Source organism: Tangfeifania sp., assembly GCF_055108615.1.
The window spans coordinates 1-23,410 of the sequence record NZ_JBSQIC010000060.1 but is presented as its reverse complement, the minus strand read 5'-3'; the positions used below and the strand labels follow the sequence as shown (position 1 = coordinate 23,410).

The 23,410-nt window shown below is 44.1% G+C and carries 23 protein-coding genes; 8 read left to right on the top strand and 15 right to left on the bottom strand.

The window, feature by feature from the left end; all coding sequences use genetic code 11:
* Together ACTCNA_RS12645 and ACTCNA_RS12640 are read left to right on the top strand one after the other, a co-directional pair.
* Nucleotides 1-207: hypothetical protein (locus ACTCNA_RS12645; protein ID WP_462948284.1), on the top strand; the 207-nt coding region annotated here is incomplete at its 5' end.
* A gap of 39 nt (nucleotides 208-246) precedes the next feature.
* On the top strand, nucleotides 247-417 hold the full coding sequence (locus ACTCNA_RS12640) for a GIY-YIG nuclease family protein (RefSeq protein WP_462948286.1): 171 nt from the start codon (nucleotides 247-249) through the stop codon (nucleotides 415-417).
* Nucleotides 418-610: 193 nt separating this feature from the next.
* Here the strand turns inward: ACTCNA_RS12640 and rplT are convergent, their stop codons facing one another.
* The 4 genes from rplT to thrS all read right to left on the bottom strand — a co-directional run bounded on the left by rplT (nucleotide 611) and on the right by thrS (nucleotide 3,822).
* Nucleotides 611-955, bottom strand: coding sequence for a 50S ribosomal protein L20 (gene rplT / locus ACTCNA_RS12635; RefSeq protein ID WP_462948283.1), 345 nt, complete (start codon nucleotides 953-955; stop codon nucleotides 611-613).
* A 97-nt stretch (nucleotides 956-1,052) separates the two neighbouring features.
* Nucleotides 1,053-1,241 (bottom strand): 50S ribosomal protein L35, encoded by a 189-nt coding sequence (gene rpmI, locus ACTCNA_RS12630; protein ID WP_462948282.1) that lies wholly within the window; start codon nucleotides 1,239-1,241, stop codon nucleotides 1,053-1,055.
* A gap of 45 nt (nucleotides 1,242-1,286) precedes the next feature.
* On the bottom strand, nucleotides 1,287-1,781 hold the full coding sequence (infC, locus tag ACTCNA_RS12625) for a translation initiation factor IF-3 (protein WP_462948285.1): 495 nt from the start codon (nucleotides 1,779-1,781) through the stop codon (nucleotides 1,287-1,289).
* A gap of 91 nt (nucleotides 1,782-1,872) precedes the next feature.
* On the bottom strand, nucleotides 1,873-3,822 hold the full coding sequence (thrS, locus tag ACTCNA_RS12620; RefSeq protein ID WP_462948281.1) for a threonine--tRNA ligase: 1,950 nt from the start codon (nucleotides 3,820-3,822) through the stop codon (nucleotides 1,873-1,875).
* Between the two features lie 195 nt (nucleotides 3,823-4,017).
* Between thrS and ACTCNA_RS12615 the strand changes: the two genes are divergently transcribed.
* The 4 genes from ACTCNA_RS12615 (at nucleotide 4,018) to ACTCNA_RS12600 (ending at nucleotide 8,111) form a co-directional block, all read left to right on the top strand.
* On the top strand, nucleotides 4,018-4,182 hold the full coding sequence (locus ACTCNA_RS12615; RefSeq protein WP_462948280.1) for a hypothetical protein: 165 nt from the start codon (nucleotides 4,018-4,020) through the stop codon (nucleotides 4,180-4,182).
* Nucleotides 4,183-4,273: 91 nt separating this feature from the next.
* Nucleotides 4,274-6,508, top strand: a complete 2,235-nt coding sequence (locus ACTCNA_RS12610) for a S9 family peptidase (protein ID WP_462948279.1) — start codon at nucleotides 4,274-4,276, stop codon at nucleotides 6,506-6,508.
* A gap of 45 nt (nucleotides 6,509-6,553) precedes the next feature.
* Nucleotides 6,554-7,150 carry a DUF502 domain-containing protein gene (locus ACTCNA_RS12605; protein ID WP_462948277.1) on the top strand — a complete coding sequence of 199 codons (597 nt, stop codon included), beginning with the start codon at nucleotides 6,554-6,556 and terminating at the stop codon, nucleotides 7,148-7,150.
* Nucleotides 7,151-7,205: 55 nt separating this feature from the next.
* A complete protein-coding gene (locus tag ACTCNA_RS12600) occupies nucleotides 7,206-8,111 on the top strand; it encodes an HAD family hydrolase (protein WP_462948276.1) in 906 nt (301 codons plus the stop codon).
* A 38-nt stretch (nucleotides 8,112-8,149) separates the two neighbouring features.
* Here the strand turns inward: ACTCNA_RS12600 and ACTCNA_RS12595 are convergent, their stop codons facing one another.
* The 10 genes from ACTCNA_RS12595 to ACTCNA_RS12550 all read right to left on the bottom strand — a co-directional run bounded on the left by ACTCNA_RS12595 (nucleotide 8,150) and on the right by ACTCNA_RS12550 (nucleotide 19,709).
* The gene (locus ACTCNA_RS12595; RefSeq protein ID WP_462948275.1) at nucleotides 8,150-8,614 is read right to left on the bottom strand and encodes a hypothetical protein; all 465 of its coding nucleotides are present in this window, start codon (nucleotides 8,612-8,614) and stop codon (nucleotides 8,150-8,152) included.
* A 37-nt stretch (nucleotides 8,615-8,651) separates the two neighbouring features.
* Nucleotides 8,652-9,689 (bottom strand): Gfo/Idh/MocA family protein, encoded by a 1,038-nt coding sequence (locus tag ACTCNA_RS12590; RefSeq protein WP_462948274.1) that lies wholly within the window; start codon nucleotides 9,687-9,689, stop codon nucleotides 8,652-8,654.
* 31 nt (nucleotides 9,690-9,720) lie between these two features.
* Complete coding sequence (locus ACTCNA_RS12585) at nucleotides 9,721-12,111, bottom strand: alpha/beta fold hydrolase (protein ID WP_462948273.1); 2,391 nt, start codon at nucleotides 12,109-12,111, stop codon at nucleotides 9,721-9,723.
* A gap of 6 nt (nucleotides 12,112-12,117) precedes the next feature.
* Nucleotides 12,118-12,882, bottom strand: coding sequence for a glucosamine-6-phosphate deaminase (locus ACTCNA_RS12580; RefSeq protein ID WP_462948272.1), 765 nt, complete (start codon nucleotides 12,880-12,882; stop codon nucleotides 12,118-12,120).
* A gap of 106 nt (nucleotides 12,883-12,988) precedes the next feature.
* Nucleotides 12,989-14,227: an Nramp family divalent metal transporter gene (locus tag ACTCNA_RS12575; RefSeq protein WP_462948271.1), complete on the bottom strand. Its 1,239-nt coding sequence runs from the start codon at nucleotides 14,225-14,227 to the stop codon at nucleotides 12,989-12,991.
* Nucleotides 14,228-14,335: 108 nt separating this feature from the next.
* Nucleotides 14,336-14,716 (bottom strand): four helix bundle protein, encoded by a 381-nt coding sequence (locus ACTCNA_RS12570; protein WP_462948270.1) that lies wholly within the window; start codon nucleotides 14,714-14,716, stop codon nucleotides 14,336-14,338.
* Nucleotides 14,717-14,815: 99 nt separating this feature from the next.
* Complete coding sequence (gene nagA / locus ACTCNA_RS12565; protein ID WP_462948269.1) at nucleotides 14,816-16,054, bottom strand: N-acetylglucosamine-6-phosphate deacetylase; 1,239 nt, start codon at nucleotides 16,052-16,054, stop codon at nucleotides 14,816-14,818.
* 171 nt (nucleotides 16,055-16,225) lie between these two features.
* Entirely contained in the window at nucleotides 16,226-17,191 is a 966-nt protein-coding gene (locus ACTCNA_RS12560; RefSeq protein ID WP_462948268.1) for a Gfo/Idh/MocA family protein, read from the bottom strand.
* A 53-nt stretch (nucleotides 17,192-17,244) separates the two neighbouring features.
* Entirely contained in the window at nucleotides 17,245-18,597 is a 1,353-nt protein-coding gene (locus ACTCNA_RS12555) for a Gfo/Idh/MocA family oxidoreductase (RefSeq protein WP_462948267.1), read from the bottom strand.
* 11 nt (nucleotides 18,598-18,608) lie between these two features.
* The gene (locus tag ACTCNA_RS12550; RefSeq protein ID WP_462948266.1) at nucleotides 18,609-19,709 is read right to left on the bottom strand and encodes a LacI family DNA-binding transcriptional regulator; all 1,101 of its coding nucleotides are present in this window, start codon (nucleotides 19,707-19,709) and stop codon (nucleotides 18,609-18,611) included.
* Between the two features lie 246 nt (nucleotides 19,710-19,955).
* On the opposite strand from ACTCNA_RS12550, the gene ACTCNA_RS12545 reads away from it, so the two are divergent.
* Both ACTCNA_RS12545 and ACTCNA_RS12540 read left to right on the top strand, forming a co-directional pair.
* Nucleotides 19,956-20,912 carry a calcium/sodium antiporter gene (locus ACTCNA_RS12545; protein WP_462948265.1) on the top strand — a complete coding sequence of 319 codons (957 nt, stop codon included), beginning with the start codon at nucleotides 19,956-19,958 and terminating at the stop codon, nucleotides 20,910-20,912.
* Nucleotides 20,913-21,099: 187 nt separating this feature from the next.
* On the top strand, nucleotides 21,100-22,020 hold the full coding sequence (locus tag ACTCNA_RS12540; protein WP_462948264.1) for an oxidoreductase: 921 nt from the start codon (nucleotides 21,100-21,102) through the stop codon (nucleotides 22,018-22,020).
* A 119-nt stretch (nucleotides 22,021-22,139) separates the two neighbouring features.
* Here the strand turns inward: ACTCNA_RS12540 and ACTCNA_RS12535 are convergent, their stop codons facing one another.
* Nucleotides 22,140-23,138: a 3-keto-disaccharide hydrolase gene (locus ACTCNA_RS12535; RefSeq protein ID WP_462948263.1), complete on the bottom strand. Its 999-nt coding sequence runs from the start codon at nucleotides 23,136-23,138 to the stop codon at nucleotides 22,140-22,142.
* Nucleotides 23,139-23,410 lie beyond the last annotated feature (272 nt).

Sequence of the window (23,410 nt, the reverse complement as noted above, 5' to 3'; positions counted from 1 at the left end):
CCGCAAAAAAGCAGCTTGAACGGGCTGCTTTTTTGTTATAATAAAAAGCTGCCGGAGGTCGCGAGTTTCCCGAGTACTCGGGATCGTCACCGCAAAAAAAAGCAGCTTAAACGGGCTGCTTTTTTGTTAGCACATATCAGGATTTTTGCAATAAAATTCCTTAACAATGGATTTTATAGTTTACATTTTACAAAGCAAAAAAGATAACAGTTATTACATTGGATTTACCTCTGATTTAATCAAAGGCTGGAATATCATAATTCAGGAAAATCGAGATATACCTCCAGAAAGATGCCATGGAAAATCGTTTACACCGAAAATCACAAGACTCGAGCAGAGGCAATGCGCAGAGAAAGATTTCTTAAAGAACAGAGAAACAAGGAGTTTTACAAAAGACTTATTGAAAAGATAAATTAATGGTCGCGAGTTTCCCGAGTACTCGGGATCGTCACCGCAAAGAAAAGCAGCTTAAACGGGCTGCTTTTTTTTGTATTTACAGGATTAAGGAATACAGATTTTGAAAACTACAAATCAGGTCATAAAAAACCCGGTCTGTCAGGTGACGGACCGGGCTAATAGTATAATTTCACCGTTTGAAAATACAGCTTTCTTATTTTACTTTGTCAACGATAGCTTTAAACGCTTCAGGCTGGTTCATGGCCAAATCGGCCAGTACTTTCCTGTTGATTTCAATATCGTTTTTCTTCAACAATCCCATGAACTGTGAGTACGACATCCCTTCCAAACGGGCGGCCGCGTTGATTCTCTGAATCCACAATGCACGGAATGTTCTTTTCTTGGCTTTTCTGTCGCGATAAGCGTACTGCAAACCTTTTTCGTAGGTATTTTTAGCGACAGTCCAAACATTTTTACGCGCACCGAAGTAACCTTTCGTTCTCTTCAGTATTTTTTTTCTCCGGGCACGTGATGCTGCATGATTTACACTTCTTGGCATACTTTTTACTTTTTTGGTAATCGGCGTTCTCCGTCAGCCGACGGAAACACTTTAATGCGCAATCACCTGGTTAATTACTTTTTTAAATTGATTAAAATTATTTCATGTTCAGCAAAAGCTTCACATTTCTCTGATTTGCCGGGTCAACGGTTGTCCAGTAACCCAGGTTCCGTTTCCGTTTTTTGCTTTTTTTCGTCAGGATGTGGCTTTTGTAGGCATGTTTCCTTTTAATTTTCCCTGTTCCGGTCAGTCTGAAACGTTTCTTTGCACCGGAATTCGTTTTCATTTTTGGCATAATCCTACTTTGTTAAAATGTTATCAAAGAACTGTATTATTTCTTTTTTGGTGAAATTATCATTGTCATTCTTTTGCCTTCCAGCCGGGGCATTTGCTCAACTGTCCCCAATTCCTCGAGTTCGGTAGCCAGTTTCAGCAGCAAAATTTCGCCCTGCTCTTTAAAAATAATCGAACGGCCTTTAAAAAACACGAAAGCTTTCACTTTTGCCCCGTCTTTTAAAAATTTTTCAGCATGCCGCTTCTTAAATTCAAAGTCGTGGTCGTCGGTTTGCGGGCCAAAACGAATTTCTTTCACAGTAATTTTCTGCGCTTTGGCTTTCATCTCCTTTTGTTTCTTTTTCTGTTGATAAAGAAACTTGGAGTAATCGGTTATCTTACAAACCGGTGGATCGGCTTTTGGCGAAATTTCCACCAGGTCCAGCTCCATCTCATCGGCCAGCTTCAAAGCATCCCGTATGGGATAAATTCCCTGGTTTTCAATATTATCTCCCACCACTCTTACTTGTGGCGATGTAATGTACCTGTTAATCCTGTGTTGTGGCCCGCGGTCCCTTCGTCTGTATGGTGACCGTCCCGGCCCTTTTCTTTTAATAGCTATTTTAAAGTCCTCCTTTATTTAGTTAGTTATACAATCCGGATAATTGATTTCTAACTTCATTCGTCAGAAGTTCAGCAAATTCGCTTAACTTCATTACCCCTTTGTCTCCTTCTCCCTGGCGACGAACCGAAACGGTTTCCGATTCTGCCTCTTTTTCTCCTACTATCAGCAACCAGGGTATTCTTTTCAATTCGTTGTCACGTATCTTTCTACCAATCTTTTCGTTACGATCATCAACGACGGTGCGAATATCGGAAATATTTAGAAAATCTGAAACTTTTTGCGCATAATCATTGAACTTTTCACTTATTGGTAAAACCACTGCCTGTTCAGCGGCCAGCCACAGCGGGAATTTTCCGGCGGTATGTTCAATTAACACAGCCACAAAACGTTCCATCGAGCCAAACGGTGCCCGGTGAATCATAACCGGTTTGTAGCGGTTATCGTCCGAACCAATATATTCAAGGTTGAACCGCTCGGGCAGGTTATAATCCACCTGAATGGTTCCCAGCTGCCAGCTGCGTCCCAGTGCATCTTTAATCATGAAATCGAGTTTGGGCCCGTAAAAAGCAGCTTCTCCGGTTTCGGTGACTGTTTTCAGTCCTTTTTCTTCGCATGCTTCAATAATTGCCTGTTCGGCTTTGTCCCAGTTTTCAGGTTTGCCAATGTATTTTCCCGGCGTTTTCGGATCGCGAAGTGAAATCTGGGCCGTGTAATCCTCGAAACTCACCGCTTTAAAAATAATAAAAATGATATCTATTACTTTTTTGAACTCATCTTTCAGCTGATCGGGACGGCAAAAAATATGCGCATCGTCTTGTGTAAAGCCACGCACGCGGGTAAGCCCGTGCAACTCGCCACTTTGTTCGTACCGGTAAACCGTGCCAAACTCGGCCATGCGAATTGGCAAATCTTTGTACGAATGTGGCTTGACTTTATAAATTTCGCAGTGGTGCGGGCAGTTCATCGGCTTCAAAAGATACTCTTCTCCTTCTGCCGGTGTGGTAATCGGCTGGAAAGAATCTTTGCCGTATTTATCGAAATGCCCCGAAGTTTTGTAAAGATTCACATCGCCAATGTGCGGTGTTATCACCTGGTCGTAACCGTATTTTTTTTGCACTTTTTTCAAAAAATCTTCGAGAAGCATCCGTAACTGAGCGCCCTTGGGCAACCAGAGTGGCAACCCCTGCCCCACTGCCTCCGAAAATGCAAAAAGCTCCATCTCTTTTCCAATCTTGCGGTGATCGCGTTTTTTGGCTTCCTCCAGCATTTCGAGGTATTCTGTGAGCATTTTCTGTTTCGGAAAAGTGATTCCGTAAACACGTGTCAGCATCGGGTTCTTTTCATCGCCGCGCCAGTAGGCACCTGCAATTGATGTCAACTTGATTGCCTTGATATAACCGGTGTTCGGAATGTGCGGCCCGCGACACAGGTCAGTAAAAGTGCCGTGTTTATAAAGTGTAATCGTGCCGTCTTCCAATTCGCTGATTAATTCCTGCTTAAACTCGTCGCCTTTGGAATCGAACAGTTGCATGGCATCTTTTTTCGAAATCTCCTCGCGGACAATATCATTTTTCTGCCGGGCCAGCTCAACCATTTTCTGCTCGATTTTCTCCAAATCTTTTTCAGAAAGCTGATTTTCTCCCGGCAACGAAATATCGTAATAAAATCCGGCATCCACAGTCGGGCCGATTCCAAATTTGGTGCCCGGGTACAACTGCTCAATGGCCTCTGCCATCAGGTGGGCCGATGAGTGCCAGAATGCCTCTTTTCCCTCCCTGTCATCCCACGTGTGAAGCTTAATTTTTGCATCGCGATCAATTTTTCGGGTCAAATCCCATATTTCACCATCCACTGAAACCGACAAAACATCTTTTGCCAGCCGGTTGGAAATGGAACGTGCTATTTCCAAACCGGTTACCGGTTCTGCAAATTCTCTCACACTGTTATCAGGAAGTGTTATTTGTATCATTTGTTTTTTAAATTCTGTTTTTTAACGATTTGCAAAGATAATGATTCATTCAAAAAATCAATCTTTTCAAAGTTCTTGTTTGAGAATTATAACCATTAGTCAACATGAGTGTTCAAAGAAATATTCAATGCCGTAGAAAAATTAAAATAGCTGCTGAAGAAAAAAAATTTAACTTTGTGGTAAATAACAATAAATATGGAATCTAACGTAAAAAAAATAGAGAATCCTAAAAAACTATCGGAAGCATTAAGGAAAATGAAACCATCGAAAACTTTCCAGGCTAAAAACCATTTGGGGAAAGTTAAATGGAACGAAGATGCTGTTGAATATCAAAAACGGTTAAGAGATGAATGGGATTAATTTCAGGTTTTAAACATATTCCCGAACTCAAATTGTTAGTACTCGAGTAATAAATTTCAAAACAAAATTGAAGAGCATAATTCCAATGAAAATGAAACAGTTAACATTTGTATTTTTTGCAATAATTTTAAGTCTTAACCTAAGCGCCCAAACCGGCAAAAAAATCACCCTCGAAGATATTTTTCAGAAAGGGACATTCAGTGCGCAGTCGGTCAGGGGCCTGCGCTCGATGAACGACGGCGTGCATTACACCACGCATGAAAACGGAACCCGCATAGTAAAATACAGTTACGAAACCGGCGAAGAGGTGGAAACGCTTTTCGACATCACCAAAATTGAAAATGTCCCGATTTCATCGTTCTCCGGTTACGAATTCAACAACGATGAATCCAAAATACTGTTAACCACCGACATCAAACGCATCTACCGGCACTCTTTTACCGCTCAGTATTACGTGTGGAATTCGGTTACCGAAAAACTGGCCCCGCTCTCGGAAAAAGGGGCCCAGCAACTGGCCACCTTTTCACCCGACGGTGAACGCGTAGCTTTTGTGCGCGAAAACAACCTGTTTATAAAAAACCTGAAATTTGGCAGCGAAAGCCAGGTAACTTACGACGGCAAAAAAAATGAAATCATCAACGGTGCGCCCGACTGGGTGTACGAAGAGGAGTTCGGTTTTAACAAAGCTTTTTGGTGGTCGCCCGACAGCAAATTCCTGGCGTTCATCCGGTTTGATGAAACTGAAGTGCCGGAATTCAGCATGACCATGTATGCCGGCGAAAAACCGCGGATTGACAGTAACAGCGTTTACCCGTCGCGCGAAACATTTAAATATCCGAAAGCCGGGGAGAAAAACTCCGATGTTACTGTCCACACCTACGAACTGTACTCGAGGGTAACGGTAGAAGTGGATTTGGGTGATTTGCCCGATTTTTATATCCCGCGACTCAAATGGACTCCCGATGCAGAGGACCTTGTTGTTATGCGGCTGAACCGTCGCCAAAACCAGCTCGATGTGTTATACGCCAATCCCTACACCGGCGATTCAAGGCCTATTCTTACCGAAAAAAACGACCGGTACATCTCGGAAGATTTTCTCGATGCCTTCACCTACCTCGACGACGGGCGCTTTGTAATAATCAGCGAACGTGACGGCTGGTCGCATTTGTACCTGTACGATCGACTTGGTTTCGAGCAGGGCCAGCTTACCAATGGCGAATTTGATGTAACGGATTTTTATGGTTTCGACGAAGATGAAAAATTGTTTTACTACCAGGCAGCTGCCGAATCGCCCCTGCGGAGGGAAGTTTACTACACCAGCAAAAACGGCGAAACAAAAGGTAAACTCTCCACACTTGCAGGGACCAACCGGGCTGATTTCAGCAAAAATTTCAGCTTCTATATAAATTATTACAGCAGCCACAACACGCCCAGCCTCATCACGCTTCATCAAAATAAGCAGAGCGGCCTGGGGCGGGTTTTTCAGAAAGACAGCAGAGGTGAACAGATACGTATTTTACAGGATAATTCCTTATTAAAAAAGCGATTTCAGAATTTTGCTATTCCGCGAAAAGAATTTTTCACGTTTACTAACTCCGAAGGTGTTGAATTGAACGGCTACATGATAAAACCATCCAATTTCAAAGAATCAGAGGAATACCCGGTTTTAATTACCCAGTACAGCGGCCCCAACTCGCAAAGCGTACGCGACTCGTGGGGCGGCGTGAGCTGGAACCACTACCTGGCACAGGAAGGATTCCTGGTTGTTTCGGTTGACCCGCGCGGGACAGGTGCCAGGGGCGAAGATTTCAGGAAAGTGACCTACCTGCAATTGGGTAAATATGAATCGGACGATATGGTGGAAACGGCCAAATATCTCGGCTCGCTCCCTTACGTCGATTCCGGCAACATTGCCATTTTTGGCTGGAGCTACGGTGGATTTATGACCCTGCTTTCGATGGAAAAAGGAGGCGAACTGTTTAAAGCGGGTATTGCGGTGGCACCAGTTACCAACTGGCGGTTTTACGATACGATTTACACCGAACGCTTTATGACAACTCCTCAGGAAAATCCGGATGGTTACGACGATAACTCACCACTTACCCATGCCGGCGATATTAAAGGCAGGCTGCTCATTATTCATGGTTCTGCCGACGATAATGTTCATGCACAAAACACGTACGAATTTACCGAAAAACTGGTACAGGAAGGAATTCAGTTCGACATGGCCATTTACACCAACCGGGCGCACGGCATCCGGGGCGGAAACACAACCATGCACCTGTACACCAAAATGACCAACTTCTTAAAAAATCAACTTCAGTAATTTGAGTAAATTTGAACATACAATGTTGAAAAGTAAAATTTCAGAATGAAAAAGATAGGAGGATATTTTCTGCAGGGTGTCCTGCTGGTTGCCCCGATTGCGATTATCGCGTATATCCTTTATTCGCTGTTTGTTACGGTTGATGGCTGGCTGACCGAAAACATCGAAAAATGGATTGGTTTCTCGGTGCCCGGGCTGGGAATTGTGGGGCTTTTTGTTTCGTTAACACTTCTTGGTTTTATCGGACAAACAGCCATCGTCCGCCCATTAAAAAATATTTCAGCGAAACTGATTCGTAAAATCCCTGTCCTGAATTTACTTTTCTCATCACTCAACGATCTTTTTTCGGCATTTATGGGAAAAGAAAAGAAGTTCAACACTCCGGTAAAAGTGCTTTTCAACAAAGAAAACAACCTGTGGAAATTAGGCTTTATTACAAAAAACACACTTTCTGAAATTGAAAACGAAGAGCTGGCAGCTGTTTATTTTCCGCATTCCTACAACTTTTCAGGAGAACTGTACCTTGTCCCACGCGAACGAATTGAACGTGTGAATTTATCGCCTGCTGACGTTATGAAATTTATCGTTTCCGGCGGAGTGACACAATTTGAGAAATCAGAAATAAACAAATTGCCGGAATAGTACATCCCGGAGATGATTTCTTTTAATGATTATGAGATTGAAACGATTTTTTTCAATGTTGATACTTTGGGCAGTCGCTTTCTCATTTCAAAAAAGCGAGGAAAATATTCGTCGTTTTAATCAACCTGAATTGTTTGAAAAACATGACATTGAAAACAAAAAAGTTATCAGTGAAATAACCGAACTTCTTCAAAATGAAAACAGTTTTATTGCCAGCCAGCCAGTCCAATTCCTGGAGCAACTGGAGAAACCGGATAAAAAAACACAACGAAAACTGGTTAAGTACAAAAAAAAAATGCAATCTGAATTGAAAGTAAAAGGACAAAACTTTAAGGCTGTTATTTTTGACATGGACGGAGTGCTGGTAAACTCCGAGCCGTTTTATGTAAAAGTGGAACAAACGAATTTTCGGCAGCTGGGACTGGAAATTTCGGAAGAAGAGCACCAAACCTACCAGGGAACCGCCACCGACCAGATGTGGCAATTGATTAAAGAGAGATACGGCGTGAGCCAGCCGGTGGAAGAATTGGTAGAGATGACCAACACGCTGGTTACTCCCTATTTTCAGTCGCTTGGAAAAATTGAACCGATGCCCGGAGTGGAGCAACTGATAAAAAAGCTGAAAAGAAAAGGTGTCCCGCTTGCCCTGGCTTCTTCATCCTATCCCGACGTGATTGATATCATTCTTCAGAAAACCGGAATGAGAAAATATTTCGATGTAGTGGTTGACAGCCAGATGGCAGGTGCCAGCAAACCCGAACCGGATATTTTTCTGCTGGCTGCCAAAAAACTGGGTGTTCCACCTGAAAAATGTCTCGTTATAGAAGATTCTGCCAACGGAATCAAAGCGGCCAACTCGGCTGGAATGTTTTGCATTGCCTTCGCCGGTCCCGGCTCGGAGTTACAGGATCAGAGCCGGGCGGATATGATTGTAGCAGATTTTGGGGATGTGCGTATTTGATTAAATTGGATTCTTTCATAATTTTTTTGTCCGAAGGTCTAAATGAAGGCTATCGACCTCAGCGAGGTCGAATGTTTATAGAAATTCAATGAACGGTGATTTATTACCAGGAACATGGGAACCGGTTTTTTTATTTTGTTGGGTCTGAACATCAGCAAATTCATGGTCACCAATTTATTATTTCGGGTAACGGTAATAGCTACTTCTTTCAGGGTGGCTTTTCCGTCCATCGCCTTTTTATCCTGGTTTGTTACTTTGAATTTGATGTCGTCGAAATCTTTGGGAACCTGTCCGTAAACGTGGTCTTCAAAAAGTTTGAGAATTTCGGGCCTGCGGATATTTTCCCATTGTTCGGGCGTTGAAACGGTTTGTCTGCTTTCCGTAACCAACAACTCGGGAAGGGTGTATTCTCCTACTTTCGATTCGTCGTAGTTTTGGGCGTAAACCGCTTGAAGTGAGAAAAATAGAATCAGTGGAATAGACAATGTTTTTAGTTTTTTCATTTCTGTAACTATTCGTTTTTAAAATTGATTTTGTTTCTTACTCTTTTGCAATCATCGAAAACGTTTTGGCCGATTGGTAAATATCCAGTATTAAAGCCACCGATTTCCGTGCTTCTTCACCGTCGATTTCAAACGTCCGGTTTTCTTCGATGGCCTGAATAAACGCCGCCAGGTTTTTGGCGTGGTTGTCATACGTCATGGCTGCCGGGTCGGCTACACCGCCGCCACCTTCAATGGCACCGTACTTCTGAATGATTTTATCATCTTCTTCGTTCATTTCAGCAAACTGCCAAACCTGCAGACTGTTTTCCACCAAAACAATGGTGCCTTTCGTTCCGGTTATTTCCAGCTGGCGAAACTGGCCCGGGAATGAAGCAGTTGTTCCGTAAATTACGCCAAGAGCTTTGTTTTTAAACTGAAGCACGCCCACTGCCGTATCTTCCGCCTCAATTTGCGGATGCCCAAGGTTCGAAGTAAATGCGCCCAGCCGTTCAACCGAACCCATCATGTACAAAAGCAGGTCAACCATGTGAATGGATTGGTTCATCAACGCACCACCACCGTCGAGTTCCCAGGTGCCGTGCCAGCCTTCGTAATAGGCATCGTTACGCCACCACGGAACATGCACTGCGGCGTATGTAATTGTGCCCAGCCGGTTTTTTTCGATGGCTTTTTTAATGATTTTCGTGGTTTCGTTGTACCTGAAGTTGAAAATTCCACCCAGCCACGTTCCTGCTTTTTTATGGGCTTCAATCATCCGGTCGATGCGGTCGAGCTGAATTTCAATCGGTTTTTCGCACAACACATGCTTTCCCTGTTTTGCCGCTTCAACAACCGGCTTTTCGTGAGCGCCGCTTGGTGTGGCAATCATCACCATATCCACGTCGTTCGATTGCAACATGTACTGGTAAGTTTCCCAGTGTTTCACATGATACTTTTCCGCCATTTTTTTTGCCTTTTCGGGCCTGATATTGCAAAAGCCCGCCAGCTGCGCGTTAGGCAGCGATTGAACAGCCTGAGCATGAAAATCAGCTATCATGCCGGTTCCGATAATTCCTATTTTCCAGGTCTTCATACTTTATTTTTTTATGAATTGTCGTACATCTTCAGAATTTCAGGTTCAGCCATTCATACATCTTTTCCCTCATTTCCGGGGAAAACCGGTTAATATCCCAGGGAACATGAAACCGGATGTTGTCCGATTTTCCAAACAGTTTGTAAACCTGTTCTGCTTCGTTTACGGTTGCCTTAATGTCCTGCAGATGAGCATCTTTGTCGAATTCGGGTGCAATAACGAGAACCGGGCGGGGTGCAACACAACCAAGGATTTCATGAAAATCATAAGGAACCCGCGATTCATACCCGACAAAAAATCCTAACCGCGGCAGAAGACCGTGCAGATGCGAAAACGTTTTTATCCCTTCTGTCCCCCGATTCAGCGTATTCGTCCGCATGGGCGTAAATCCCGCCACCGAAACAATCCCGGCAATCCGTTTATCGGTTGCAGCCGCGTATAAACCAACCGTTGCTCCAAGCGAATAGCCTGCAACAACAATCCGGTCGTGGTCAATAAACTCAAGGTTTTCCATTGCTTCTACCGCCGCTTTTACATCAGTTACCATTTTCCCCATTTTCGACCAGTGGGGATACCTGTTGTAAAACCGCGTACCTTCTTCAATGCGGTTGCCAAATCCCAGCATATCGTAAGCAAACACGGCGAATCCTCTTTCAACCAATGATTGGAACAACGATTCTACCTGATGATAGGAATTGAACCCTTTAGAGTAATCGTATTCGTGCAGGTAGATGACCACGGGAAGATTGCCGGATTTTATTTTTCCGTTTTCGCCAAGCGGATAATAAAGGTAGCCAAACAACTGGTCGCCAAATCCGTTGTACGGACTAACAGGCATAACACCCATTTTCTCATTTCCTCGTGGGCGGGTGAGAAAAGTTCCGAAGCTTACTTCTCCCCGTCCGGCGTTATCTAAACTTCGCGGTCCGGGATTGGTTACACCTGGCGGTTCATCACCCAAAGCCCAGTTTATTTGCTTTTGAATTTCCGTTTTTTTACGCTCCCATTCGTTTACTGACCCGGCTTTCAGGTTATTATTTTTTTCTTTTTCAGGATAGGAAAGTGGATTTATCTTTTCGCCACTCAATTCCCTCCATTTTTCAAAAGAGTAATCATAGTACAACCGGTTTTCCGGCTGATGCGAACTTCTTCCAAAAACATAATCGAAAAAGTCGATGTAATCTTCCATGTCGCGGGCGCTGACGCTATGTAATCCGTAACGGGCGCGGATAGCGAGGTTGTTTTGTTTACCCGAAATATCATATACTTCCCGGGTTGAATAATAGGCCTGCTCAATTCCCCACAGGTTGCTTGCCCCTTCAGTGAGGGCGGTGCTCAGCATCAGTCCGCGCGGAGCAATCAAAGCCATAAATGAATTCTGGTCAACAGGAAGTTTGTGCTCCCTGCCAATAAAAAAACGCAGCCGCGGGTGCAGCCACGAAGGACGTGCGCTGGCCAGCAACGCAATATCTTCGATATCGAAATTATGTGATGTATAACGCCAGGGTACTTCGGCTCCTGTGCCGCCACTGCTGGGAATGCAGGCAGTAATCCGTTCGTCGAATGCTGCAGCCATCAATGATGTTTTTCCGTTACGGGAATGCCCGGTCAGGCCTATTTTTTCTTTGTCCACTTCGGGCTGGGTATAAAGGTAATCAATTGCCCTGGAGGCTCCCCACGCCCTTCGCATAAGGCGGGTCCAGTCGTATTCGCCTGCCCAAATCTCCGCATACTTTTCGGTGTCGTCTTTGGCATCGGCACCGGCATAAATACAACCGATGTAGCCGCGCCTGACCGCCACCTGCGCCCACTCGCGGTGGTTCCACTGGGTTAAGAATACCGGTAGCGGTTTTGTGCCGGGCGGAATCATCAACTCCAATGTCAGTTTTGCTTCATGACCCGGACCAAAAGAGAGTTCGACCGTTTGAAGCCGGACTTCTCCATCCATTTTTTCGTTCAGAATTTCTACTTTTAAATTGTCGGGTGCCGGCGGAAAGGTGCCTGTTATATAATACTGAAGTTGTTCTTTCATCCATTCCCTTTTTTCCTGCCACTGCTCCGGAGTTTCAACCGGGATGTTTTTCCCGCCTTCATCTATAACCAACGGATTGGGCAAAAACGGCAGCGAAGGCATCTGGTCGAAATCGGGCGGCAGCTCGCCGGTACGTTCCAGCCAGTCGGTAAATGTCCGGTCCAAAAACGAAACCCTGCCCCTGTCGTCGAACGCACTGTTTTCGTTGAGTTGGTCGGGCGGTAACACTTTAAGGATTAATTCCAGGTTGGCCTTTTGCTTTTCCTTTTCCTTTTCCGATGCTTCTTGTTTTTGACTATTCTTCCGGGCAAAACCAAACGACATCAGAATAAAAAAAGCGATGACAAGGGTTGTTATTTTTTCGGGAAAGATAAAATGGTTTCGCTTCATGGTATATTATTTCAATTTTGAAGCCGAACCTTTATCCAGGTACAAAACGCAATCCGGGTGGGTTCGTAAAATGGTAGCCGGACAGGCCGTTGAAATTTCGGCATTCAATGTATTGTAAACCGCTTCGGCTTTGCGCTCGTCGGGTACCACGCAACTGATGTGTTTGCAGCGCATCATTGCAGGAATAGTGAGCGAAAGCGCGTGAGTCGGTACATCGTCGAATGTGGGAAACCAGCCTTCGCCCAACTGTTGTTTGCGACAGGGTTCATCGAGTTCCACTACTTTCACCAGCTTCGGATCGTTAAAATCGGCTACCGGCGGGTCGTTAAAAGCGATGTGGCCGTTTTCGCCAATTCCAATGCAACCCACGTCAATGGGGTGTTCTTTCAGCAGGTTTTCGTACCGTAAAACTTCAGCCTCTATATCGGGCGCGTCGCCGTTGAGATAATGCACCTGTTTGGGCTGAACTTTGTCCAGTATCCTTTCTTTCAGGTACTTTCGAAAACTGGCCGGATGGGTGACCGGCATTCCCATGTATTCATCGAGATGAAAAACCGTGATTTTTTTCCAGTCGATGACCTGCTTTTGCAGATGTTCCAGGAATTGAAACTGCGACGCGCCTGTGGCGAGAATCAGGTTGGCGAAACCATTTTCAGCTACGGCTGTAGTCAGTTTTTTAGCCACTGAAATAGCCGCGGCTTTCCCCATTTCATCTTTACCAGGGAAGATTTTTACGGTGAGTTTGTCTTTTTTGAATTCGGTATTTTTCATTTTTTTAAGTATTTAGTATCAAGTATCGAGACGATTAGTATCAAGTATCAAGATAAGAGTACTGATGTCTTGTGTCTCACATCTCATTGTCTTGAGTCTTATTTCTCTACGTCAGTAATTCTGTTATAGCAAAGTACGTGGTAACAAACGAAAAGAGTACCACCGCCCAGATTCCTATGTTCTCGCGGATATTGGCTTTATTGGTTCCCATGAGTTTGGACCGGTTTATCAGCAATAATATTGGAATAGCCACGGCGGGCAAAATCACAGCCTGAAATGCCTGCGAAAAGACCATCAGTGCCGGCGGACGTTGCTCCAGAAATACAGAGCCAAATGCAAAAAGCATGGCCACAAAAATCAGAATCCGCGACTGTGTAGAACGAATATTCCGTGGTTTTCCTGTGTAATCGGCAATCAGCCAGGGGGCAATCAGCACAATGGGAAAGATGGTTGAAAGGCCGGCACCCACAATTCCCAGGATTAAAATGAAAGCCGCGACGTTTCCGCCAATGGGCTCAAAAAGATGTATCATCTCTACCGTGTTTTCCAGTTTCAGCCCCATCACATGAAGCGTACCGGCAGCTACAGCCATAATCACCCCGCTCAGGAACAACATCATAGCAGCGGAAACGAAGGCATCCTTTTTTTCCTCTTTCAGGTTTTTAATGCCCCAGCCTTTTTCAGCAACAACGGTACTTCGCATAATAAACACCGCTGCCGAGCAGGTGGTTCCGGCAATGGCGGCCACAAGTCCCATGGCACCGGGCGTGTCGGGTATTCCGGGAACCAAACCTCTGGCAATAACTGACCAATCGGGACTGACCATAAAAAATACTACAATGAAGGAAAGTCCCATAAAAATTACGAAAATGGTGAGTACTTTTTCGAAGGTTTTGTATTGGCCGAACCACAAAAGAAGATAAAGTCCGGTTGCGAATACCAAAATGATCCAGCCGCGGGGGACGACTCTTTCATTAAAAAGAAGGCGGATAGCTTCCTGAACCAGGTCGGCCACAATACCCATAACGCCCATCAGCGCAAGCAACTCGCCTATTATCAACGCAATTAAAATGTACAGTGCCAGTACCCAGCCGTATCTGAATTCGTGTTTAATGTTGGTAAGGGCGGTTTTCCCCGAAACCAGGGTCACCTTCCCGTAGGCCACCATTAAAAAAAAGGTAAAAATGCACGACAGCACCAGCGCCCAAAAAAGCTCCATGCCGTGTTCGGCTCCGGTTTTGGCCATGGTGGTAACACTGCCGGTGCCAATGTTGTAACCGATGAGGAAAAGTCCGGGACCAACGGACGCAAGGGCGATTAGTATTTTTTTGTAGAATTTGCTCATGTTTATGTTTTTATAAGCTCCAAAATTCAAAAGATAATTTTCAAATAAATGCCAATTAATCAATTGATTAAAATCCAAACATTGAAATAGATTGAAAATGGAGTTTAGTTATTCAGATTTACTAATGATAGATGAAAAGATTTTTTTCAATTCAACAGATTCCTGATACAAAGCTTTTCCTTCCTTTTCGTCGGGGATTACTTCATTGCTTTCCATAATTAATCTGATCCAATAAGCGCTTTCTTTTGCTTCCTTTCTGCAAATCCGTAAACGAAAGATAAAATCCTTTTTGCTAAGTGCCTCATTCGCTTCAATGTAATTTGCACCAACTGAACCCGAAGCTCTCACCAATTGCTTTGAATCTTCAAGATTTGCAACTGAATGAGGCAATTTTTTAATCCATTTTCTTATTCTTTTTGCAAATTGAAAAGTTCTTTCTTCCAAATCATAAACTGGTTTTCCTTCTTCAACTAAATCTTCCTGATTCATAATCATTTGATTTTAAACAAGCCATTTATTTTTTGGTAATTGAGTTTTGGTATTTGTTTGTCTTTTGATTTTTGAAATTTGTAATTTTTTTGTCTTTTGTTATTTGTAATTTTCATACATCTTCTTCCCCTTCACCCAGGTTTCCTGAATGTTCACCTTAAAATCTTCCAGGGTAAACAGTACAATGTCGGCGCGTTTTCCGGGTTCCAGTGTTCCTCGGTCGTTCAGGTTATAAAGCCGGGCCGGGTTGGTGCTGGCCATTTGCACGGCATCGGCCAATGAACAGCCGGTTACCTGCATCACATAACCTACTCCTTTGGTAATGGGCGATGCCGAACCGTACAATACATTTTGCGCCGGGTAACGTAACATGCCATCTTCTGTCAACTCAATGGTTTCACCTGTTGACGTTTTATACTCGCCCGGTTCCAGCGCGGCATAGTGCGTTACATCGGAAGTGATGATGGTTTTTTCAACGCCTTTTACTTTAAAAAAGGTTTGGATTTCTTCGGGCAACAGGTGAAAGCTGTCGCAGATGATGCTGATGTTCAGCCGGTCGTCGGCCAACTGAGACCAGAATGGATTACGGTGGCGGTTAATCATGTTGGCCGCCCCGTTACCGAGGTGGGTGGAAGTTTTGGCTCCCCGGTCGATGGCGGCAGTTACTGTTTCGGCATCTGCATTGTGGTGCCCCAGTGCAACTACAATACCTTTTTGGCTACATTTGGTGACAAACTCCAGCCCGCCTTCCATTTCCGGTGCCACGGTAACCTGCAAAATATGTTCTCCCGAGGCTTTGTATAATTGCATAAATTCATTCCAGTCGGGCAGTTTTATAAACTGTTTGGGATGCGCACCGCGGTAACCGTCTTCCGGATTGATGTAAGGCCCTTCGAGATGAAACCCGGGAATGGAACCCAAAAGTTTTGGGTCATCTACTGCTTTTGAAAGAAGTTCTAAATTACGGGTTAAAACATCGATACTGTTTGTGGTGAGCGTTGGCAAATAAGTCGTAACTCCTTTTTTCCACAACTCGCTGGTTGCTTTTTCAATGCCCTCGGGAGTGAGGTCGCTGTCGCCAAAGGCAAAGGAAACACCGGCAAACCCGTTCACCTGGTTGTCGAAAAAGCCCGGTGCAATGTACACCGGATTATCACCAACCGGTTTTTCCAGGGTTGTGATGTCTTCAATCATCCCATTGTTGATTTTTACCTGCACCGGCTGCCCGGTGTGGTAATGAATTCCTTCGATTACCTGTTGTGCATTCATTTCAGATATTCCAAAAAGAAAGAAAATTGCAAATGCTGCGTAGATTTTTGTTTGGATTGATTTGTTCATTTTTTGTCATTTTTGAATTCAATATTTAGTGTTCATTTTTTTAAGAAACCAGCGGTTTCTACTGTTTATAGCACAGAGCTTTTGGTATTTGTGCGACTCCTGCGGAGTAGAATTACCGATAAATTATTTTCATTTCTATACACATGCGACCTCTCTGAGGTCTTTAAATATTTAAACCGGCAAATATTCAACCTCTGTCCATTTTTCGGTTTCTTCCGATTTTTCCAGGGCTTCCAACACCGAAACGCAATTCAATATACTCTGATGCGAACGCGGTTCTTTACCGGTGCGGAACATTTCCACCATGTCAACATAATTCCTGGGTGGATCGGTTTCTTCAACACGTGGTTTTAATTCAATGAGTTTATCACTGGTTTCCACAAAAGTTTCCCAGCCGTATGCTTTTTGCTTGAAAACAAGGGTGGCGAGCAGACCGTTTGAATATTTAATGGTAGCATTTCCGTACGAACCATCACGAGTGATTCGCACACGCTCGATGTCTTCTCCAAACATTACCATAAGTGGCTGAACAATGTGCACTCCGTAGAAAAACACACCACCGTACTTAGAATCCAAATCGACAGGCCCGGTTCGGATGACTTGGTAAATATCACCCATTTCTTCCACCTGTTTTTTAATGTCGAAAGTGGCCGCGCTGTGTGCAATCGAGCTGTAAGAAGTTACCGGGGTTCCAACTTCCCGGGCCATTTGCAAAAACTCTTTTCCTTTTTCTGCCCGATAACAAAATGGTTTATCAATGAAGGTAGGAATACCGGCTTTTACAAATGGCCAGGCGGCATCGAGGTGGTATTTGGCATGGCGGTGATCGACAATTAAAGCGTCAATCTTTCCCATCATTTCAGCCTGATCTTTTACCTGGTTGGGAATATTACCCCGTTCCATGGCACGTTTGGCAAACTCGTCGGTTTCGCCCCACACATATTTAACTTCCATGCCCGGGAATTTTTTATCGGTATTAAACATTTTTCCAAAACCGATGGTGTGCGAGTTTTCAGCACCTATGATACCGATGATAATTTTTCCATTTTGTATTGAATTGGCATAAAGTTGCGGAGCAATGGCAGCAGCAGCCAAACCGCCTCCTGCTTTTTTTATAAAATTTCTACGTGAATTCATGTTACATGATTTAAAGTTTTTCCTTACGACCTGGCACCTTTGCGAAAAGATTCTTATAATTTCATTTCCCAGCCTTTTTCATACTCCCGGTCCCACAATTTTTGAGCGGTTTTATCTTTCAAAATGTGCCCGTTTTGCGGATCGATTTCCAGTGAATGCCCTACACGCTGGGCAATATTTCCCAATTGAACGAGCAACGTACTTTTATGACCGGAATCGATGTCAGATTTCAGCGGATCGTCGTTTTTGATATTGGCAAAAAGGTTCCGGATGTGCAGTGCATCGAGGTGGCTGGAAGGATTGGCAGCATCACGAGGATCAATTTTCTGTTCGTTTTTCACATCTTTTACAATGTTGTTTTTCAGGTCGTAAACCTTGTAATCGTTACCTCCTGAAATTACCATGCTTCCTTCTTCGCCATAAAAAACAACACCCACTGAACTTCCCTCTATGTTTTTCCCGTTGCAACTCCGGCCTTCCCATGTCATGGTCACTCCTTCCGGAAAGTCGAGTGTAATCACCTGTGTATCCGGCGTTTGCCAGTCATCGTCATACCGGTAACGACCGCCATTTGAACTTACTTTCTCCGGAAAATCCACATCAAAACCCCAGCGCAATAAATCTACCATGTGCGTTCCGTTGTTCAGTGCTTCGCCAGTCCCCCAGTGCCAGAACCAGTGCCAGTTGTAATGCACAATATTGTCTTTGTACGATTTTCGCGGAGCCGGCCCCTGCCAGAGTTCCCAGTTGAGCCAGTCGGGAACCGCCACTTCTTTTCCCACTCCAATCGGGCCGCGATTGTTGGAATACCAGCCTTTACCAAAGTATGGCCGACCGATAATTCCTTCTTTCAACTCCTGAATCGCCTGCATCACATTTGGCCATGAACGGCGTTGGTTGCCCATTTGCACCGATTTATTGTAACGTTTCTGCGCCTCAACAAGCATTTCGCCTTCGGCAGGATTGTGGCTGCACGGTTTTTCCAGGTAAACATTTTTACCTGCCTGCATGGCCAGCAGCGCTGCCGGGGCATGCCAGTGGTCGGGTGCCGCAACAACTAAAATATCCACATCTTTGCTTTCAAGCGACTTTCTGAAATCTTCAAATCCCTGTGGCTTTTTGTTTTGGACCTTTTGAACATTGGCAGAGCATTTTTCAATGGCACGCGAATCCACGTCGCACACATGAATTACCTCGCAGTTTTCCTGGAAAGCAAAGTTTTGCGCCAGCGCATTTCCGCGCGAATTGACACCCATTACAGAAGCACGCAACAGGTCGTTGGCACCCATAATCCGTGCATAGCTCGATGCACTGAAGCCCGGAAGGACACCGCCTACCATCAGCCCGGCAGAAACTCCTGCCGATTTCTTAATAAAATCCCTTCTCGAATTGAAATTTTTTGTCATAGTGATTTCTTTTATTGATTGTTTTTTATTCCATTTTGATTGTGCCGGTTAAAATTGATGTAAAAATCGAGGTTTTCACGGATGATGATATCCAGTGGTACATACTGAATTTTTTCCGGGTCTTTTTTAAATACAAAAGATTCGAAGAATGTTTGAATGGCACGTTCCCCTTGCTGTACAGGACTCTGCGAGATGAGAAAGTCAATTCCCCCGTTGCGCAGGTGTTCAATGTTGGCTTCAACCAAATCGTAGCCCACCAGCCGGATATTCAAATCATGTTTACGGTGGAATTCTGAAATAAGAAAAGCCTTGGAGTTGGTGACAAAAACACCTTTTATTGCCGAATTTTTGATGTAATATTTGGTGATTTCGCGAAAAACATCCTCCTTTTTTGTTGACTGAATGGTTAAAGCATGAATGGTTTTGTTTTCTTCCAGCCCGTTTTTCTTGAAATAACCTCTAAAACCTTCCTCCATTCGCCTGAGTGCCGATGCATTTTCAAATCCTTTTACCATGTTCACCATTAAGATTTCTGCCTTTTCCGGCAGCATAGAGTTGAGCAACCGCCCAGCGATGTAAGCACTTTGTTTCACGTCGGGACCAATGTAGGAAAGGCTTTTACCATCCGGAATATCAGCATCGATAAAAATATAAGGAATGCCTTTTTTCCTTAGTTTTTCGGTAAAGTGGTTGCTTTCCTGAAGAAAAAGAGGGGCAAGCACAACTCCGTTTGGCTCAAGCTCGGCAATTTTTGCAGCCTGTTTAATAAAACTTTTCTCATCAAATAAATCGTAAAAATAATACGAGGTGATAATGCCGTAATCTTTGAACTGCGCCGTCGCCATTTCCAACCCCCGGTGTGGCATAGACCAGTAATGACCCGGGTAGGGAGCAGATGGAATCAGCGCACTAACGGAAAATTGGTTACCAAGTGCAAGTGCACGAGCCAGCATGTTCGGATTGAATTTCAGCTTTTCGATAGCTTCCTCAACCTTTTTCCTTTTCCCCGGGGAAACTTTGCCTCGGTGGTGAATAACCCGGTCGATGGTGCCCACCGAAACGTTGGCATATCGGGCTACATCCTGGATGGTTACTTTTTTAGTTCGCTCCACTGACTTTGTAATTAAATATTATCAAATCTAATGAAATGAAAATCAATATCAAAACAAAAATGTGTTCGCACACACAATAAAATTGCTATAAGTTTTATCATTTTTCATATTTTACTGAAAATAAATGATTTATAATTTTATCAGAAAATAAAAAAATGTTATATAACAGAGAAATGTGTTCGCACACACCATTTGGAGATCAGGCGTATTATTTGTTTTTTTACATTCTTTTAAATAAATGAGCAGATGCTGGTAAACAGTTTGTTGTTAATTTCAGGACTTGTGTTTTTAATTAAGGGTGCCGACTGGCTGGTAAGCGGTGCATCGGCACTGGCCAAAAAATATCATGTTTCCGATTTGGTGATTGGATTAACCATTGTGGCATTTGGAACATCGGCACCTGAGCTGGTAGTAAATGTGATTGCCTCATCGCAAAACCTCAACGATATTGTTTTGGGAAATGTGTTGGGAAGCAACATCGCCAATCTTTTTTTAATTCTGGGCATTACCGGCATTATTTATCCGCTAATGGTTCAATCGAGCACCACCTGGAAAGAAATTCCCCTTTCGCTACTGGCGGTGGTAATTTTATTCCTGCTGGCCAATAACTTTTTTGTACTTGAGAACCCGGTAATATCAAGGCTCGACGGACTGTTTTTGTTTCTGATGTTTGGTCTGTTTATGTTTTATGTTTACCGGCTCACAAAAACCGACAAAGCGCCAATAGAGGTTGAGGTGAACAAAATGTCGTCATTCAAAATGATAGCATTAATTGGATTTGGACTGACCGGGCTGATTTTGGGAGGAAGGCTGGTAGTAAACAATGCCGTTGAAATCGCCACAATTCTCGGGCTGAGCGAAAAAATCATCGGGTTTACTATTGTGGCCATCGGCACCTCGCTGCCCGAGCTGGCTACTTCGGTGGTGGCCGCCCTGAAAAAAAATACCAACATTGCCGTGGGAAACATTATCGGCTCCAACATCTTTAATATTTTCCTGGTGATTGCAACCAGCGCCGTGGTTTCTCCTGTTGTTTACAATCCGGTTTTTAATACCGACATGTACCTTCTGGCCGGGGGAACGCTTTTCCTTTTCATTGCCATGTTTACCGGCGAAAAAAAGAAACTGGATCGTTGGGAAGCTTCCATCTTACTGCTAATTTACCTGGGATACACGGCCATGCTGGTGGCAAAGGAAATCTGAGTTCGGCTGGGTTTGTCAACACTTTCTGAATTTTTGAAATGTGCTTAATATTTTGGTGCGATGCACCAAAAAAGTTGATGAAATGATTCGAAACGAAAGCGGCATCGCCGCGATAATATTTGTAGTTGCTTTAAATTGAAAATTTTGTTATAACTTGCAAATTGAAAATTAGACAAAAAAGTTAAAAATGAAAGAAAACTGGACAACAAACAATATCCCGGATTTAACAGGGAAAGTAATAATAGTTACCGGAGGGAACAGCGGGCTCGGTTTTGAGTCGGTAAAAGCATTTACAGCGAAAGGTGCAGAAGTGATTCTGGCCAGCCGTTCCGTAGAAAAAGGGAAAAAAGCAAAGGCTGAAATTTTACAGCAACACCCCGAAGGAAGAATCAATGTAGCTGAACTCGATTTGGCTGATTTGGATTCGGTACGCAGGTTTGCCAAAAAATTTCAGCAAAATCACAACCGGCTGGATGTGCTGCTTAACAATGCCGGAATTATGACCACGCCCTATTTTACCACCAAAGACGGTTTTGAAGGGCAAGTGGGAACCAATCACCTGGGACATTTTGCACTAACCGGACTGCTGCTTCCTGTGCTGAAAAAAACACCCAATTCGCGGGTAGTGAATGTGAGCAGTATGGCGCACAAGCAAGGAAAGATGGATTTCAGCAACCTGCTTTTTGAGAACGGCAAAGGGTATTCTCCTATGAAAGCCTACGGACGTTCGAAACTGGCCAATCTGTTGTTTACCTACGAATTACAGCGTTTTTTCGAAGTTAATAAAATTGACGGCATTTCGGTGGCCGCGCACCCGGGTGTTTCGCAAACCAACCTTTCCCGCTATCTCGACGAAAAATGGTACTTCCGAATGATCCGGCCACTTTTTAATGCCATTTCACAGGAAAGTAAAATGGGCGCTTTGCCGGAAATCAGAGCTGCCGTTGATCCGGAAGTTAAAGGCGGTGAATATTACGGACCGTCAGGATTCAATGAAATGAAAGGATCTCCGGTTAAAGTGAAATCCAACAGCGCATCGTACAATGAAGAAGATGCCCGGAAATTGTGGGAGGTTTCGGAGAAGCTGACGGGAGTAAAATTTAATTGAGGTACCAAACAAAAACCGCCGGAATTCTCCGGCGGTCAATATTTTCATATCAAACAGTATAAACCTTCAAGGTTTGCGAAACTTTGAAGGTTTAAGGCTCAAAATAATAAACATCTGCATTACTCTACTATCGGCCTCAGCACCAGATTCCGGTACAGCACTTTCCCATGGTCGCCCTGTAAATAAATCGGTCCGGGACTGTAAAGATCAGCGCTGATGGCCCCGCCTGTTGGTCCGTAAACCGGCTGATTATCGATGATGGTCGTTCCATTCAGTTTCACCGTTAAATGGCGTTTGTAAAGGGTTATGTCCATTGTTTGCCATTCGCCAGCAGGTTTTTCTGCAGCTTCCGATGGAGTGATGCGACTGTATAAAGCGCCCATGTTATGCGAATCAACTTCTTTCCCATACGAATCCACCACCTGAACTTCGTACATTCCGCGCAGATAAACGCCGCTGTTGCTACCTTCGGGAACATTCACTTCAAGTGTCAGGTTAAAATCTTCAAACTCCTGTTCGGTACGGAGATTGCCATACCAAATGTGTTCCCCTTCGTTTTGTACCGGATCGTTTACCAGAACTCCGTTTTCTACTTTAAATCCATTCGCCTGGTTCGGGTTCAGCAATTTCCAACCGTCGAGGTTTTTGCCGTTAAAGAGTTCAACAGGATTGCCGTATGTCACATCCGAAAGATCAGGTTTCGGCGGGACATCTGCCGGTTTCCAGCCGTAAAATTTCATTTTATGTGTTCCCATCCCGTTCCGGGCCGGTTGCATCGAAACGCCCGAAATCCGGTCGCCACTGCGGGTTATTTTTAAATAGTGGGGCTGAATCATTTTCCGTTCCCCGTTTTCACCGTCAAGCGAAAGCTCCCCGGCCCGCATTACCATCAGGTGGTTTTCATCAATTACTGAAACATGCTGCACGGGGAGCACGCTTCCCCCCTGCCAAAGCAGCCTGGCATCCAGAAAACCATTGTTTTCAAACACATGAAGCCAACCCACCGAGCCGCCTTCAATTTCAATGTTCCACATGCCGTAAAAGCCGCCTGGTTTTTGGGCGTTGGAGAATCCGGTTGCCAAAATGAGGGCTACAATTAATACAGATAACTTTTTCATTTTTTTAAGGTTTACTTGATTTAAATTTATGTTTCAACAAACTTACAAAAAAATCAGTTGACTTACCTCAATTCAATTAAATTCGGAATCTCCCTTCCTCCGGCTGGCGCGCAGAGAGGGGCCGCGGGAGAGTCAAATTAAACCTTCATCTTTTATTCAACCCCATCTTTTTGAAGCTGAATTTTTGTCAATCGAAATTTTGGTGATCGAAATCCAGAAACCTTGTGATAAATTTCATAAATTGCATCAAATCAAATTACTCACCCCGATTC

What these genes read in the sequence shown, in the direction of transcription:
- rpmI (WP_462948282.1), bottom strand. Translation starts at nt 1,241, where the DNA reads ATGAAAACGAATTCCGGTGCAAAGAAACGTTTCAGACTGACCGGAACA.
- ACTCNA_RS12545 (WP_462948265.1), top strand. Translation starts at nt 19,956, where the DNA reads ATGCTGGTAAACAGTTTGTTGTTAATTTCAGGACTTGTGTTTTTAATT.
- ACTCNA_RS12535 (WP_462948263.1), bottom strand. Translation starts at nt 23,138, where the DNA reads ATGAAAAAGTTATCTGTATTAATTGTAGCCCTCATTTTGGCAACCGGA.
- ACTCNA_RS12555 (WP_462948267.1), bottom strand. Translation starts at nt 18,597, where the DNA reads ATGACAAAAAATTTCAATTCGAGAAGGGATTTTATTAAGAAATCGGCA.
- ACTCNA_RS12590 (WP_462948274.1), bottom strand. Translation starts at nt 9,689, where the DNA reads ATGAAGACCTGGAAAATAGGAATTATCGGAACCGGCATGATAGCTGAT.
- ACTCNA_RS12580 (WP_462948272.1), bottom strand. Translation starts at nt 12,882, where the DNA reads ATGAAAAATACCGAATTCAAAAAAGACAAACTCACCGTAAAAATCTTC.
- ACTCNA_RS12570 (WP_462948270.1), bottom strand. Translation starts at nt 14,716, where the DNA reads ATGAATCAGGAAGATTTAGTTGAAGAAGGAAAACCAGTTTATGATTTG.
- ACTCNA_RS12600 (WP_462948276.1), top strand. Translation starts at nt 7,206, where the DNA reads ATGTTGATACTTTGGGCAGTCGCTTTCTCATTTCAAAAAAGCGAGGAA.
- ACTCNA_RS12595 (WP_462948275.1), bottom strand. Translation starts at nt 8,614, where the DNA reads ATGAAAAAACTAAAAACATTGTCTATTCCACTGATTCTATTTTTCTCA.
- nagA (WP_462948269.1), bottom strand. Translation starts at nt 16,054, where the DNA reads ATGAACAAATCAATCCAAACAAAAATCTACGCAGCATTTGCAATTTTC.
- ACTCNA_RS12615 (WP_462948280.1), top strand. Translation starts at nt 4,018, where the DNA reads ATGGAATCTAACGTAAAAAAAATAGAGAATCCTAAAAAACTATCGGAA.
- ACTCNA_RS12585 (WP_462948273.1), bottom strand. Translation starts at nt 12,111, where the DNA reads ATGAAGCGAAACCATTTTATCTTTCCCGAAAAAATAACAACCCTTGTC.
- thrS (WP_462948281.1), bottom strand. Translation starts at nt 3,822, where the DNA reads ATGATACAAATAACACTTCCTGATAACAGTGTGAGAGAATTTGCAGAA.
- ACTCNA_RS12610 (WP_462948279.1), top strand. Translation starts at nt 4,274, where the DNA reads ATGAAACAGTTAACATTTGTATTTTTTGCAATAATTTTAAGTCTTAAC.
- ACTCNA_RS12575 (WP_462948271.1), bottom strand. Translation starts at nt 14,227, where the DNA reads ATGAGCAAATTCTACAAAAAAATACTAATCGCCCTTGCGTCCGTTGGT.
- ACTCNA_RS12605 (WP_462948277.1), top strand. Translation starts at nt 6,554, where the DNA reads ATGAAAAAGATAGGAGGATATTTTCTGCAGGGTGTCCTGCTGGTTGCC.
- ACTCNA_RS12540 (WP_462948264.1), top strand. Translation starts at nt 21,100, where the DNA reads ATGAAAGAAAACTGGACAACAAACAATATCCCGGATTTAACAGGGAAA.
- ACTCNA_RS12560 (WP_462948268.1), bottom strand. Translation starts at nt 17,191, where the DNA reads ATGAATTCACGTAGAAATTTTATAAAAAAAGCAGGAGGCGGTTTGGCT.
- rplT (WP_462948283.1), bottom strand. Translation starts at nt 955, where the DNA reads ATGCCAAGAAGTGTAAATCATGCAGCATCACGTGCCCGGAGAAAAAAA.